The organism is Streptomyces sp. NPDC052687, assembly GCF_040678395.1.
Taxonomy (GTDB): Bacteria; Actinomycetota; Actinomycetes; order Streptomycetales; family Streptomycetaceae; genus Streptomyces.
Genome location: NZ_JBFATR010000041.1, coordinates 45772 through 59742, shown reverse-complemented (window position 1 = coordinate 59742; position 13971 = coordinate 45772). Strand labels below are relative to the sequence as shown.

The 13971-nt window shown below is 72.6% G+C and carries 11 protein-coding genes, 1 other RNA gene and 1 pseudogene; 9 read left to right on the top strand and 4 right to left on the bottom strand.

Annotated elements, in window-relative coordinates:
- Positions 1-578: 578 nt before the first annotated feature.
- Positions 579-1238, bottom strand: a pseudogene (locus AB0K92_RS26255) (FHA domain-containing protein); the annotation flags it as partial.
- 425 nt (positions 1239-1663) lie between these two features.
- Here AB0K92_RS26255 and AB0K92_RS26250 point away from each other — a divergent pair.
- The 4 genes from AB0K92_RS26250 (at position 1664) to AB0K92_RS26235 (ending at position 7012) form a co-directional block, all read left to right on the top strand.
- Positions 1664-3418: a protein kinase gene (locus tag AB0K92_RS26250; protein ID WP_365926712.1), complete on the top strand. Its 1755-nt coding sequence runs from the start codon at positions 1664-1666 to the stop codon at positions 3416-3418.
- A gap of 129 nt (positions 3419-3547) precedes the next feature.
- Complete coding sequence (locus tag AB0K92_RS26245) at positions 3548-4792, top strand: serine/threonine-protein kinase (protein WP_365926710.1); 1245 nt, start codon at positions 3548-3550, stop codon at positions 4790-4792.
- A gap of 185 nt (positions 4793-4977) precedes the next feature.
- Complete coding sequence (prfB, locus tag AB0K92_RS26240) at positions 4978-6084, top strand: peptide chain release factor 2 (protein WP_165999270.1); 1107 nt, start codon at positions 4978-4980, stop codon at positions 6082-6084.
- Between the two features lie 277 nt (positions 6085-6361).
- The gene (locus tag AB0K92_RS26235) at positions 6362-7012 is read left to right on the top strand and encodes a hypothetical protein (protein ID WP_365926708.1); all 651 of its coding nucleotides are present in this window, start codon (positions 6362-6364) and stop codon (positions 7010-7012) included.
- 67 nt (positions 7013-7079) lie between these two features.
- On the opposite strand, the gene AB0K92_RS26230 is transcribed toward AB0K92_RS26235, so the two are convergent.
- Entirely contained in the window at positions 7080-7271 is a 192-nt protein-coding gene (locus tag AB0K92_RS26230) for a hypothetical protein (RefSeq protein ID WP_365926706.1), read from the bottom strand.
- A 303-nt stretch (positions 7272-7574) separates the two neighbouring features.
- Here AB0K92_RS26230 and ftsE point away from each other — a divergent pair, with 303 nt between their 5' ends.
- From ftsE to ssrA, 5 genes are all read left to right on the top strand, one after another.
- Complete coding sequence (gene ftsE, locus AB0K92_RS26225) at positions 7575-8264, top strand: cell division ATP-binding protein FtsE (RefSeq protein WP_165999264.1); 690 nt, start codon at positions 7575-7577, stop codon at positions 8262-8264.
- A gap of 32 nt (positions 8265-8296) precedes the next feature.
- Entirely contained in the window at positions 8297-9214 is a 918-nt protein-coding gene (ftsX, locus tag AB0K92_RS26220) for a permease-like cell division protein FtsX (protein WP_165999263.1), read from the top strand.
- A 68-nt stretch (positions 9215-9282) separates the two neighbouring features.
- Entirely contained in the window at positions 9283-10446 is a 1164-nt protein-coding gene (locus AB0K92_RS26215) for a S41 family peptidase (RefSeq protein WP_365926703.1), read from the top strand.
- A 74-nt stretch (positions 10447-10520) separates the two neighbouring features.
- Positions 10521-11000 carry an SsrA-binding protein SmpB gene (smpB, locus tag AB0K92_RS26210; protein WP_165999259.1) on the top strand — a complete coding sequence of 160 codons (480 nt, stop codon included), beginning with the start codon at positions 10521-10523 and terminating at the stop codon, positions 10998-11000.
- Between the two features lie 99 nt (positions 11001-11099).
- Positions 11100-11499, top strand: a transfer-messenger RNA (tmRNA) gene (gene ssrA, locus AB0K92_RS26205).
- Positions 11500-11599: 100 nt separating this feature from the next.
- Here ssrA and AB0K92_RS26200 read toward each other — a convergent pair.
- A complete protein-coding gene (locus AB0K92_RS26200; RefSeq protein ID WP_365926701.1) occupies positions 11600-12619 on the bottom strand; it encodes a LacI family DNA-binding transcriptional regulator in 1020 nt (339 codons plus the stop codon).
- A gap of 108 nt (positions 12620-12727) precedes the next feature.
- The gene (locus AB0K92_RS26195; RefSeq protein ID WP_365926699.1) at positions 12728-13924 is read right to left on the bottom strand and encodes an MFS transporter; all 1197 of its coding nucleotides are present in this window, start codon (positions 13922-13924) and stop codon (positions 12728-12730) included.
- Between the last annotated feature and the right edge of the window lie 47 nt (positions 13925-13971).

Sequence of the window (13971 nt, the reverse complement as noted above, 5' to 3'; positions counted from 1 at the left end):
AGCCGAGCAGGGTGGCGGTCACCGCGCCGTCACGGACGGCGAAGTCCTCGACCGTGTAGCGGTCCTTGGGGTCGACCAGGGTGGCCACCAGGCGCCGCGAGGCCGGGCACGCCCTGCCGTCCGCCGTGCGTGGTGCCGTCGCCGACGGGCGGCTGAGCGGCCGCGGGCGGGACGAGCGGGGCGGTCGGGGAGCCGGGCGTACGGCCGGGGCGTCCGCCCGGAACCGCCTCGGCGCCTCGCGGCGCCCGCCCGCCGTCCTCCTGGTCCGCCCGCACACTCTGCGAGGTCCGTGCGATCCCGGCCGTTGCCGCGCGCTCCGGGGCCTGTCCGCCCTGGGCGGTGCCCTCACCCCGTTCCTCCCGGGGCGCCGCGCCCTGGCCCGGTACGACCGGGGGGCGTACGGGCGGCCCGGCGGGGGCGTGCCCCTGGGCGGCCGACGGGCCGGGGCCGGGGCGCTGCCCGGCGGCCGGGGCGGGTGCGTCCGCGCGGGTGTGGCTCTCCGGGGCCTCCGGCAGGCCGGCCGACGGTGCCACGGACACCGGCATGGGCACGGACACGGGCATGGGCGCGGACACGGGCGCCACGCGGACGTGTCCCTCCCCGTCCGGTGCCGTGGCGAGCCGGCCCCCCGGCCCGCCGGCGGGGGCGAGACGCAGGGCGGACTCGCCGAGGCGCAGCAGCGCGCCCGGCGTGAACCGCACCGGGTGGGCGCCCACGCGCGTGCCGTCGAGGGTGGTGCCGTTGGTGGAGCCGAGGTCGGCGACGGTGACGCGGCCGTCGGGGGAGAGCGTCACCGCGCAGTGCAGGCGGGAGACGTCCGGGTCGTCGAGCGGGACGTCGGCGGCGGCGGAGCGGCCGATCTCGATCCGGCCGCCGTGCAGCAGGTGGACCCCGCCCGCGTCGGGCCCCGCGACCACGTCGAGCCGGGCCGGGGCGTCCTCCACCTCGGGGTGCGGCTCGGGGTCGGCGGGCGCGCCCAGGGAGAGCACGGCGCCGTCCAGCAGCGGGGGCTCGCCGAGGGTGCAGCGGCGGTCGTCGAGGCGCTCCGCACCGGCGTACAGCACCACCGGGCCCGGCTGCGCGGCGTCGCCGGTGACCGCCGAGGCCAGCGCCGAGGCGACCGCCGAGAGGGCGGTGCCGGCGGGCGCGGTGACCAGCACGTCGCGACTCGCGGCGCGGCCACGCGCCTCAGCGGAGGGCGGGCCCAGCGGGTCTACGACGGTCAGCCGGATCTGCATCGCCGTCAGCGGTCCCTTCTGCGCGGGCGCGGAGGGTCCCCCCACCCCACACGAGCACGTCGGCCAGTAACTCCACGCATCCTCGCACCTGTCACCGACAACACGCCCGCCGCTCCGGAACAAGTGATCTTGATTGGTCGGCTCTGCCCGCAAAAGTGCCTGACCGCGACGGGGGCGGCGATCACTTGAGATCGGTCACGTCCACTTTCGGCAACCTGGCGACCGAGGTGAGCGTCTTTCCTCCGAAACGTATGCCGAACGTGTACGGGACCGGCGGCGCGGCAGCCACGGGCAGTGCCACGGGTACAGCCACACAAGGGCCACAGGAAGACGACAGCCCGGCTGTCGCACCTCGGCACTACAGTGGTGCGGAACGAGACACGGACAGACACACAGGCAAGGCAAGCAGCTAGGGAGCGCGTGACGTGCGGCCAGTCGGCAGCAAGTACCTGCTCGAGGAGCCGCTCGGACGCGGCGCCACGGGCACCGTCTGGCGAGCCCGCCAGCGGGAGACCGCGGGCGCCGAGGCGGCCGTGCCCGGACAGCCCGGCGAGACCGTCGCCATCAAGGTCCTCAAGGAGGAGCTGGCGAACGACCCGGATGTCGTGATGCGGTTCCTGCGGGAGCGCTCGGTGCTGCTCCGCCTGACCCATCCCAACATCGTCCGGGTGCGCGACCTGGTCGTCGAGGGCGATCTGCTCGCCCTGGTCATGGACCTCGTCGACGGCCCCGACCTGCACCGCTACCTGCGCGAGAACGGCCCGTTCACGCCGGTCGCCGCCTCCCTCCTCACCGCCCAGATCGCCGACGCCCTCGCCGCCAGCCACGCCGACGGCGTGGTGCACCGCGACCTCAAGCCGGCGAACGTCCTGCTGAAGCAGGACGGCGACCGGATGCACCCGATGCTGACCGACTTCGGCATCGCCCGGCTGGCCGACTCGCCCGGCCTCACCCGCACCAGCGAGTTCGTCGGCACGCCCGCGTACGTGGCGCCGGAGTCCGCCGAAGGCCGCCCCCAGACCTCCGCGGTGGACATCTACGGCGCGGGCATCCTCCTGTACGAGCTGGTCACCGGCCGCCCCCCGTTCGCCGGCAGCTCCGCCCTGGAGGTGCTGCACCAGCACCTCAGCGCCGAACCGCGCCGCCCCTCCACCGTCCCCGAACCGCTGTGGACGGTCATAGAGCGCTGCCTGCGCAAGAACCCCGACGAGCGCCCCAGCGCCGAGAACCTCGCGCGCGGCCTGCGGGTCGTCGCCGAGGGCGTCGGCGTGCACGCGAACTCCGCGCAGATCGCCGCCGCCGAGAACGTCGGCGCGCTGCTCGCCCCCGACCCCGCCCCCACGGCGGTGCCCGGCACCCCGGGCGCGGCCGACCCCACCCAGGTGCTCCCGCACGGCTCCGCGCCCGGCGCCTACGACCCGAACGCCGCGACCAGCGTGCTCCCGCACACCGGGGGCCCGGCCGGCGCCGCCGACCCCACCGCCGTCCTGCCGCACACCGGCGCCGCCGACCCGACGGCCGTCATGCCGCCGGTGCCCCCGCACCAGGCGGGACAGGGCCAGGACCCCGGCGGGCAGGGCGGCGAGCACCCCTGGCAGACGCAGCTGCGCGCCGCGCGGGACCGCAACGAGCAGACGCAGATCCAGTACCTCGACCCCAACGAGGACCCGCTGCGCCGCCGCCCCCAGCGGCAGGTCGCCCGCCCGCAGCAGCAGCCGCAGCGCCCGCAGCCCGGCCCCCGGCAGGGCCCGCCGTCCGGCTACGGCTATCCCCAGCAGCAGCAACACCAGCAGCAGCAACACCAGCCGCAGCCGTACACGCCGCGCCGTACCCCCCAGCCCCAGCAGCCCCCGCAACCGCAGCAGCCCCAGCGGTACGCCCCGCCCGCCCCGCCGGAGCCGCAGCGCCCCGCGCGGGAGCCGCGCCCGCCGCGTCAGCGCAGCGCCAACCCGATGCGCATCCCCGGCCTGGGCTGCCTGAAGGGGTGCCTGTTCACGATCGTCATCCTGTTCGTGGCCGGCTGGCTGATCTGGGAGCTGAGCCCGCTGCAGGACTGGATCGGCACCGGCAAGGGCTACTGGGACCAGCTCACCGACTGGGTCGGCTCGGTGGCCGACTGGGTCGGCGACCTCGTCGGCTCGGGCTCCGGATCCGGCACCGGGACCGGCTCCGGTCAGTGACCGGCCCGGCGAAGCCGGTGATGAGCCTGCCGATTTGTCGACACCCGGGGGGTGATTTCCGGCTCCCCGGTGAAGGCCGGTCCCCCGGACGCGTAGTTTTAGCGACAACACGCGTCTGTAGGAGCAGTCTTGGCACGGAAGATCGGCAGCCGGTACACCGCGAACCAGATCCTGGGACGGGGCAGCGCCGGCACGGTGTGGCTCGGCGAGGGACCCGAGGGCCCCGTCGCGATCAAGCTGCTGCGCGAGGATCTGGCATCCGACCAGGAACTCGTCGGACGCTTCGTCCAGGAGCGGACGGCCCTGCTCGGGCTCGACCACCCGAACGTGGTCTCCGTCCGTGACCTGGTGGTCGACGGCAACGACCTCGCCCTGGTCATGGACCTCGTCCGCGGCACCGACCTGCGCACCCGGCTGGAACGGGAGCGGCGGCTCGCCCCCGAGGCGGCCGTCGCGATCGTCGCCGACGTGGCGGACGGCCTCGCGGCGGCCCACGCGGCCGGGGTCGTGCACCGCGACGTCAAGCCGGAGAACATCCTGCTGGACATGCAGAGCCCGCTCGGACCGGGCGGCGCGCACCGCGCCCTGCTCACCGACTTCGGCGTCGCCAAGCTGATCGACACCCCGCAGCGCACCCGCGCCACCAAGGTCATCGGCACCCCCGACTACCTGGCCCCCGAGATCGTCGAGGGCCTGCCCCCGCGCGCGTCCGTCGACATCTACGCCCTCGCCACCGTCCTCTACGAGCTGCTGGCCGGCTTCACCCCGTTCGGCGGCGGCCATCCGGGCGCGGTGCTGCGCCGCCATGTCACCGAGACCGTGGTCCCGCTCCCCGGCATCCCCGAGGAGCTGTGGCAGCTGATCGTGCAGTGCCTCGCCAAGGCCCCCGCCTCCCGGCTGCGCGCCTCCGAGCTGGCCGCCCGGCTGCGCGAGCAGCTGCCGACCCTGGCCGGGATGCCGCCGCTGGATGTGGACGAGCCGGACGTCGACGCCGCCGAGCCCGCCGACGAGGCCCCCGCCCCCGCGCCGGGTGCTCCCAGGCCCCCCGCCCGGCAGCGCCGGGGCGCGGTCTCCCTGGTCCCCGGCGCCTCTCCCGACTCCAACCGGGACACCCACACCTCCATGCGGGTCCCCGCCCCCGACGAGCTGGCGGGCGGCGCCCACGGCACCGCCCGCGCCCCCCGCGCCGCCGGAGCCCCCCGCCCCGGCTCCGCCCGCAACCGCGCCGCCACCCGCCGGCGCCGCCTCACCCTGGGCGCCGCCGCCGTGGCCCTCGTCGCCGCCATCGGCACCGGCACCTGGCTCGCCACCTCGGACGACGAGCCGGGCGGAACCCCACAGGACACGAAGAACTCGGCTCCGGAGATGCCGTAGCGGCCACATCCGGACCGGGGCTCGTGAAAAGCAGAGCGTCCGGCGTTTGAGGACGAGGCCCGTTCAGGGCCGAAGCGGGGGTCTGGGGGCGGCAGCCCCCAGCGAGGCCCGCACCGACGCCGGGTACGTCACAACCGGCCTCAGCCACGGCACTGGCAAACCGGCGGAGCCGTTACGCTGGGAGCGTGGCAGTCGTCGATGTATCCGAAGAGCTCAAGTCCCTCTCCTCGACCATGGAGTCGATCGAGGCCGTTCTGGACCTCGACAAGATGAGGGCAGACATCGCCGTGCTCGAGGAGCAGGCGGCCGCGCCGTCCCTGTGGGACAACCCGGACGAGGCGCAGAAGATCACCAGCAAGCTCTCCCACCTCCAGGCGGAGGTGAGGAAGGCCGAAGCCCTGCGCTCGCGGATCGACGATCTCGCCGTGCTCTTCGAGATGGCCGAGGAGGAGGACGACCCGGACACGCGTGCCGAGGCCGAGTCCGAGCTGGCCGCCGTCAAGAAGGCGCTGGACGAGATGGAGGTGCGCACGCTCCTGTCCGGCGAGTACGACTCCCGTGAGGCGCTCGTCAACATCCGCGCCGAGGCGGGCGGTGTCGACGCCGCCGACTTCGCCGAGAAGCTCCAGCGGATGTACCTCCGCTGGGCCGAGCAGCGCGGCTACAAGACCGAGCTGATCGAGACGTCGTACGCCGAAGAGGCCGGCATCAAGTCGACCACCTTCGCCGTGCAGGCGCCGTACGCCTACGGCACCCTCTCCGTCGAGCAGGGCACCCACCGCCTGGTGCGCATCTCGCCGTTCGACAACCAGGGCCGGCGCCAGACCTCCTTCGCCGGTGTCGAGGTGCTGCCGGTCGTCGAGCAGTCCGACCACGTCGACATCGACGAGTCGGACCTGCGCATCGACGTCTACCGGTCCTCCGGCCCCGGCGGCCAGGGCGTGAACACCACCGACTCCGCGGTGCGCATCACGCACATCCCGACCGGCATCGTCGTCTCCTGCCAGAACGAGCGGTCGCAGATCCAGAACAAGGCCACCGCGATGAACGTCCTGCAGGCCAAGCTGCTGGAGCGGCGCCGCCAGGAGGAGCAGGCCAAGATGGACGCCCTCAAGGGCGACGGCGGCAACTCCTGGGGCAACCAGATGCGTTCGTACGTCCTGCACCCGTACCAGATGGTCAAGGACCTGCGCACGGAGTACGAGGTCGGCAACCCGGAGGCCGTGTTCAACGGCGAGATCGACGGCTTCCTGGAGGCCGGAATTCGCTGGCGCAAGCAGCAGGAGAAGTAAGTTTGTCGACAAAGCCAACCGCCCCTGTTTCAGGGGCGGTTGTCGTTTGTCCGGGTTTTACATCACACTCACAGCTGCCATCCCCCGCAAAGCGCAGTACAAGCGGACAATGCGCCCGCAACGGCCTTGACGTTGCTTTGAAAAATCGGAAGGGTTAAGCGCGGCATGCGTATCTCAGGGGCGCATGTGAACCGGGGGGCTTCATCACAGCTATCTCCGTCGATCACGGCCCCGAGCGCCGCCTCACTGACGATCAGCTACTGGGGGTAGCAACCACATGACCAACAAGACGCGGATCCGTGTCGCGCGCATAGTGGCGGGCGCCGTGATCGCCGCCGGTGCCTCGCTGACCGCCGCGGGTGCCGCTTCCGCCGCCGAGTCGGACGACTGCGGCTTCCTCGGGATCGGGTGCGAGACGCCGAGCCCCGACCCGGAGCCGACCCCGACGACGGACCCGGTCCCGACCGAGGTGCCCACCGAGCTGCCTCCGACGGAGGAGCCGCCCACCGAGGAGCCGCCGACCGAGGAGCCTCCGACGGAGGAGCCGCCGACCGACCCGACCGAGGAGCCCACCGAGCCGGAGGACCCGGTCGAGCCGGGCAACCCCGGCAACCCGGGCAACCCCGGTGACGGCAACGGTGGCGGGAACGGCAACGGCAACGGTGGCGGCAACGGCGGCGGCAACAACGCCAACCCCGACGGCGGCTCCAACGACTCCGCCCAGGGCGCCGGATCCTCGGCCCTGACGGACACCGGCTCCGACACCCCGGCCGACACCACCGCCCAGGGCGGCGGTGAGGAACTCGCCGAGACCGGTGCCGCGCAGACCACGTTCCTGCTGGTCGGCGCCGCGACGATGATCGCCGGTGGTATCGGCTTCCGTGTGCTGCCGCGCCTCGTGGGCGGCCGTGGCGGTGCGGCTGCCTGATCGGGCGGCCTGCCGTAGCGGACGGTAGTCGAAAGGGCCCGGAGCTGGTGCTCCGGGCCCTTTCACGTCACGCCGTCTGGTGTGCCAGCAGTGCCAGCGCGGCGATCAGCACCGCCAGCAGGGCGATCAGTGTCATGGGATTCAGGGCCGCCAGCGGGTTCTCCTGCTGGAGCCGCTCACGGCTGGCCCGGCACACGGGGCAGCGGCCCTCGCTGACGGGCGCGGCACAGTTCGCGCACACCAGCCGGTCGTACGTCATGTGCTCGCCCTCCTTGTGCCGGTTCTTTCCTCAAGAACGCTCGCGGGGGCGCGAACGTTCCCCCTCCACTGTGCCAGGTTCCTCCGGAGGGTGCGCGGGGCCCATCGAGACGGGTGGTTTCCGTCGTGGCGGCGCTGCGCACCGTAGGAGATTCTCGCGCAGTTCCCCGCGCCCCTGAGCGAGTGCGCTCACGCTCGGAACAAAAGCGCACAACCCGCGCGCAACCCCTACCGGTGCCTGCGGTCACCTGCCCGCTTCGCGTATGGTCACGCTCATCTACCCCCGGCGACCCGTGGTGCATCCGTGATCCGATTCGACAATGTCTCCAAGGTCTACCCCAAGCAGACCCGCCCGGCCCTCAGGGACGTCTCCCTGGAGGTCGAGAAGGGCGAGTTCGTGTTCCTCGTGGGGTCCTCCGGCTCCGGAAAGTCCACCTTCCTGCGGCTGATCCTCCGCGAGGAGCGGGCCAGCCAGGGACAGGTGCACGTCCTGGGCAAGGATCTCGCCCGCCTCTCCAACTGGAAGGTGCCGCACATGCGCCGCCAGCTGGGGACGGTGTTCCAGGACTTCCGGCTGCTGCCGAACAAGACCGTCGCCGAGAACGTGGCCTTCGCCCAGGAGGTCATCGGCAAGTCCCGCGGCGAGATCCGCAAGTCCGTGCCGCAGGTGCTCGAGCTGGTCGGCCTCGGCGGCAAGGAGGACCGGATGCCGGGCGAGCTGTCCGGCGGTGAGCAGCAGCGCGTCGCCATCGCGCGGGCCTTCGTCAACCGGCCCAAACTGCTGATCGCCGACGAGCCCACCGGCAACCTCGACCCGCAGACCTCCGTCGGCATCATGAAACTGCTCGACCGGATCAACCGCACCGGTACGACCGTCGTGATGGCCACACACGACCAGAACATCGTGGACCAGATGCGCAAGCGCGTCATCGAGCTGGAGAAGGGCCGCCTCGTCCGCGACCAGGCCCGCGGCGTCTACGGCTACCAGCACTGACGATCCACGACGGAAAGGCACAACCAGCCGCCATGCGCGCCCAGTTCGTTCTGTCGGAGATCGGTGTCGGTCTCCGCCGCAATCTCACGATGACCTTCGCGGTGATCGTCTCCGTCGCCCTGTCGCTGACCCTGTTCGGCGGTTCGCTGCTGATGACCGACCAGGTCAACACCATGAAGGGCTACTGGTACGACAAGGTCAACGTCTCGATCTACCTCTGCAACAAGGCCGACGCCGAGTCCGATCCGGCCTGCGCCCGCGGCGCGGTCACCGAGGAGCAGAAGCGGCAGATCAAGTCCGACCTGGAGAAGATGCCGGTCGTCGACACCGTCACGTACGAGTCGCAGGACGAGGCCTACAAGCACTACAAGGAGCAGTTCGGCGACTCCCCGCTGGCCAGCTCGCTGACGCCGGACCAGATGCAGGAGTCGTACCGCATCAAGCTCAAGGACCCGGAGAAGTACCGGGTGATCGCGACCGCGTTCAGCGGCCGGGACGGCGTGCAGTCCGTGCGGGACCAGCGGGAGACCCTGGACAACCTGTTCAAGCTGCTGGAGGGCATGAACTGGGCCGCCCGCGCGGTGATGGCGCTCATGCTGGTCGTCGCGCTGATGCTGATCGTCAACACGGTGCGCGTCTCGGCGTTCAGCCGGCGCCGCGAGACCGGCATCATGCGGCTGGTCGGCGCCTCCGGCTTCTACATCCAGGCCCCGTTCATCGCGGAGGCCGCGGTCGCCGGTCTGATCGGCGGCGCGGTCGCGTGCGGCTTCCTGGTGACCGCGCGGTACTTCCTCATCGACCACGGACTGGCCCTCGCCGACCAGCTCCGGCTGATCAACTTCATCGGCTGGGACGCCGTCCTGGCGAAGCTGCCGCTCATCCTCGCCACCAGCCTGCTGATGCCCGCGCTGGCCGCGTTCTTCGCGCTGCGCAAGTACTTGAAGGTGTGACGCACGCCAACGAGGGCCGCACGGTCAACGGACCGTGCGGCCCTTCGCGTTGTCCTAGACTCACCGCCATGTCAGGTCGTGACCTGTTCTGTCAGCCCCGCCGCACGCGCCGCGGGGCCGCCCTGACACTGGTGTTCACGAGCGTGCTCGTCGCCGGTGCCACGACGGGCTCCCTGCCCGGCACCGAGCGGGGGCCGGCGCCCGGCCCGTCCCGCGCGGCCACCCCCGCGGCCCGCCCCGACGAGGTCCGGGACGCCGCCGCGCGCGCGATGGCCGACGGCACGTCGCCCCTGGAGGCCGCCGAGCGCGCCGTCAGCCGCAGCGGGAACCGCTGGGACGCCGTGTACTCGCAGGGCGAGTACGAGGAGTTCGAGGACGCCCTGGACGGCGCCTACACGGGCGTCGGACTGTGGGCGCGACGGGAGCGCGACGGGCGGATCGAGGTGACCAAGGTCGCCGCCGGCTCGCCCGCGGCCGAAGCAGGGGTCCGCGCGGGCGACCGGCTGCGCAGTGTCGACGGCCGCGCGGTCGACGGCCGGCCGGTCACCGAGGTGGTCTCCTTACTGCGCGGCGACGCCACCGACGCGCCCGCCGGTACGCCGGTACGGCTCGGCCTGGAGCGCGGCACACGCGCGTGGAGCCTCACTCTGCGCCGGGCCCGGCTCTCCACGGACACGGTGACCGTCCGCACCCTCCCCGACGGGAACACCCTCATCAAGATCGGCGCCTTCACCAAGGGCACCGGCGGCACCGTCCGCGACGCGGTCCGGCGGGCCCCGCGCGACGGCGGGATCATCCTCGACCTGCGCGGCAACTCCGGCGGCCTGGTCACCGAGGCCGTCACCACCGCCTCCGCCTTCCTCGACGGCGGCCTGGTCGCCACGTACGACGTCGAGGGCGAGCAGCGCGCCCTGCACGCCGCACCCGGCGGCGACACCGAAAGACCCCTGGTCGCGCTCGTCGACGGCGGCACCATGAGCGCGGCCGAGCTGCTGACCGGGGCCCTGCAGGACCGGGGCCGCGCGGTCGTCGTCGGCTCCCGCACCTTCGGCAAGGGCTCGGTCCAGATGCCGAGCCGGCTGCCCGACGGCTCCGTCGCCGAGCTGACCGTGGGCCACTACCGCACCCCCTCCGGCCGCGCGGTCGACGGGCGGGGCATCACCCCCGACCTGGAGGCCGACCAGGACGCGCTGCGCCGCGCCGGGACGATCCTGACGGGCCTCGGGGGCTAGCGCCCGGGCCCGGCGGCACCCGCGCATAATGACTTCCCCCGCACCCCCCGCGTAGTGCGAAAATGGGCGGCACTATGGCTAAGGAAAAAGGGCGCAAACTGATCGCGCAGAACAAGAAGGCGCGGCACGACTACCTCATCATCGACACCTACGAGGCGGGTCTCGTCCTCACCGGTACCGAGGTGAAGTCACTGCGCCAGGGGCGCGCCTCGCTGGTCGACGGCTTCGTCCAGATGGACGGGCACGAGGCGTGGCTCTACAACGTGCACGTGCCCGAGTACAGCCAGGGCACCTGGACCAACCACAGCGCCCGCCGCAAGCGCAAGCTGCTGCTGCACCGCGCGGAGATCGACAAGCTGGAGTCCAAGTCCCAGGAGACCGGCCACACGATCGTCCCGCTGTCCCTGTACTTCAAGGACGGCCGCGCCAAGGTCGAGATCGCGCTGGCGAAGGGCAAGAAGGAGTACGACAAGCGGCAGACGCTGCGCGAGAAGCAGGACCGGCGCGAGGCCGAGCGCGCCATCTCTGCCGTACGGCGCAAGCAGCGGGCGTAGCTCCGTCCGGGCCGGGAATACGGTGGCACCGGGGACCGTTGACCCCGTATGATGGCACCTGCACTCACACGCTGGGTGCGGTGATTGATAAATCAACATGGGGATGATCGGTTTCGACAGCGGCTGTCGAAGCAGGGGAAGCGTGTCGAGGAAGCGGCCATGATCTCGTAAACCACAGGCCGAAAAAAATAATCGCCAACACCAAGCGCGATTCCTCCCAGCAGGCCTTCGCCCTCGCTGCCTGATCTCAGGTAGCAGAGCGAGCCTCCTACTAAGGGAGTGTCAGCCCGGGGCTGTTCCCGACCCGGATCCTGGCATCAGCTAGGGGACTAAACCTCGATCCCGGTCACGGGGTGAAGAGGGAAACCACACAGTGACTGAGCCCGTTCCGGACTTGTCTGGGTGATCCGGAGGGCTGAGAAAATCGCACCAGACTGCACACGGAGAAGCCCTGGTTCCACACCGTTGGACGCGGGTTCGATTCCCGCCATCTCCACTTACCCCATGTGGGCACGGGCCCTGTCGCTTGCGAGCGGCAGGGCCTTTGTCATGGCCTTCGTCATCCCGCTGGGGCGCAGGGCCACGGGCGTCCCCGGGTCTCACGCCGACGAGCGTCGCCGCGCCGTGCTCGCCCGCACGGTCAGCCGTGGGGGCAGCAGGGTGGTCGCCGGGACCTGCTCGCCGTTCAGCTCGCGTATCAGGAGGTCCACCGCGCGGGTGCCGATCTCGGTGGCCGGGAGGGCGACCGAGGTGAGCGGGACGCGGGCGGACTCCGCCTGTGCGGTGGGGCACAGGGCGACGACGGAGAGGTCGTCGGGCACGCGCAGGCCGAGCCGGCCGAAGGCGTCGAGCAGGGGATCCAGGACCGCCTCGTTGTGGACGACGACACCGGTCAGCGCCGGCTGCTCGCGCAGCAGCCGTTCCGCGGTCGCGCGGGCCGCCTCGGGAGTCGCCGCGCAGGGGTGGACGGCGGAGGCCAGGCCGTGGCGGTCGGCGGCGGCGGTGAACCCCTGGACGAGGCGCTGGGCGTAGGCGGTGCGGCGGACGTAGACCTCCGGCGGCGAGCCGATCAGGGCCACCGCGCGGTGACCGAGGGCCGCCAGGTGGTCCACGCACGCCTCGCCCGCCGCCGCGAAGTCCAGGTCGACGCACGTCGGTGCGGTCCGGTCCGCCGCGTAGCCGATCAGCACCGTCGGCCGGTGCAGGTCGCGCAGCAGCGGCAGCCGTGGATCGTGCAGCCGGACGTCCGTCACGATCAGCGCGTCCACCAGGGGTGTCTCCGCCAGCCGGGGCAGGCCGTCCTCGCCGTCCCGGCCGTCGTGCCGCGTAAGGATCAGTACGTCGTGGTCGTACGCCCGTGCCGCGTTCACCACCGACACCGCCAGGTCCATGGCCACGGGGATGTGGACGCCCGCGTGCAGCGGCAGGACCAGGGCGAGGACGTTCGTCCTGCCCCCGTACGCCGACCGGGCGCCGTGCGGGCGGTAGCCGAGGGCGCGGATGGACTCCTGCACGCGGCGCCGGGTCTCCTCGGAGATCGGCCGTTTGCCGCTGAGCGTGTACGACACCGTGCTGGGGGAGACCCCGGCGTGCCGGGCCACATCCGTGATCTTGACCATCAGTCCCCCGGATCGATGCGTGACGCGCGGGTCATCGAAGCGCTTCGACGAGCGAAGGTATGGGGGGCCCGGAGGGCCGTCAATGGGTCGGGCGGCAATCCCGGTGGATCAGCGGAGCGAGGCGACGAGCGGCACGGGCCGGCGGATGCCGAGGGACAGGGCCAGCGCCGTCACGGCCGCCGCGACCGGCACCCCGTACCCGGCCGTCACCGACACGTGCTCCGCCGTCCAGCCGCCCACCGCGCTGCCGCAGGCGATCCCGCCCAGCAGACCGGTCACCGCCAGCGTCATCCCCTCGTTGAGCCGCCCCTCGGGCGTGCGCTGCTGCACGAGCGCCATGCCGGTCACCATCGTCGGCGCCGTCGCCATCCCGGCGATCAGCAGCGCGCCCGCGAGGACGACGAGCGAGCCGGTGAGCGCGGCGGCGAGCAGGGGGAGGGTGAGCAGCGCGGCCATGGCGGCGATGCACCGGACGTACCGGGTCTCGGCCGGACCGCCCGGGCGGACCCTGCCGTACACCAGCCCGGCCGCGCACGACCCGGCCGCCTGCAGCCCGAGGACGAGCCCGGCCGCCGTCTGCTGCCCGCGCGCGTCCGCGAACGCGAGCGTGACGACCTCCATGGCCCCGAACACCGTGCCCACGGCGACGCAGACCGCGAGCAGCGGCGGGATGCCGGGCGCGCGGATCGGCGACGTGCCGCGCGCGGCCGCCCCCGCGGGCGGCGGCTCGGTGCCGCGCGCGGCGGCGAACAGCAGGACGCCGGTCAGGAGCAGGACGACGGCGAGGAGCGTGCCCGCCTCGGGGAAGAACGTCCCGCACAGGAAGGCCGCGAGGACCGGGCCGAGCATGAAGCACAGCTCGTCGGCCGCCTGCTCGAAGGCGTTCGCCGTGTGGAGCGACGCCGGGTCGCCGTCCAGCAGACGGGCCCAGCGGGCGCGGGCCATGCCGCCGATGTTGGGGGTGGTGGCGGTGGCGGCGTAGGCGGCGAACAGGGTCCAGTCGGGAGCGTCGTGGCGGACGCACAACACGAGGGCGATGCTGCCGAGGCAGGCCAGGAGGGTGGCGGGCACGGCGATCCGGGCCTGGCCGTACCGGTCGACCAGCCGGGCCGTCCAGGGCGCGACCAGCGCGGTGGCGGCGAGCCCGGTCGCGGTCACGGCGCCGGCGAGGGCGTACGAGCCGCGCGACCCGGCGATCATCACGACCGCGCTCACGCTGAACATGCCCATCGGCAGGCGGGCGATCAGGTTCCCGGCGGTGAAGGCCTTGGCGCCCGGGCGGGCGAAGAGATCTCGGTACGGCATGGGGAACACCGTCCCCCGGACCCAATCAAGCGGTCCAACACCTGTTC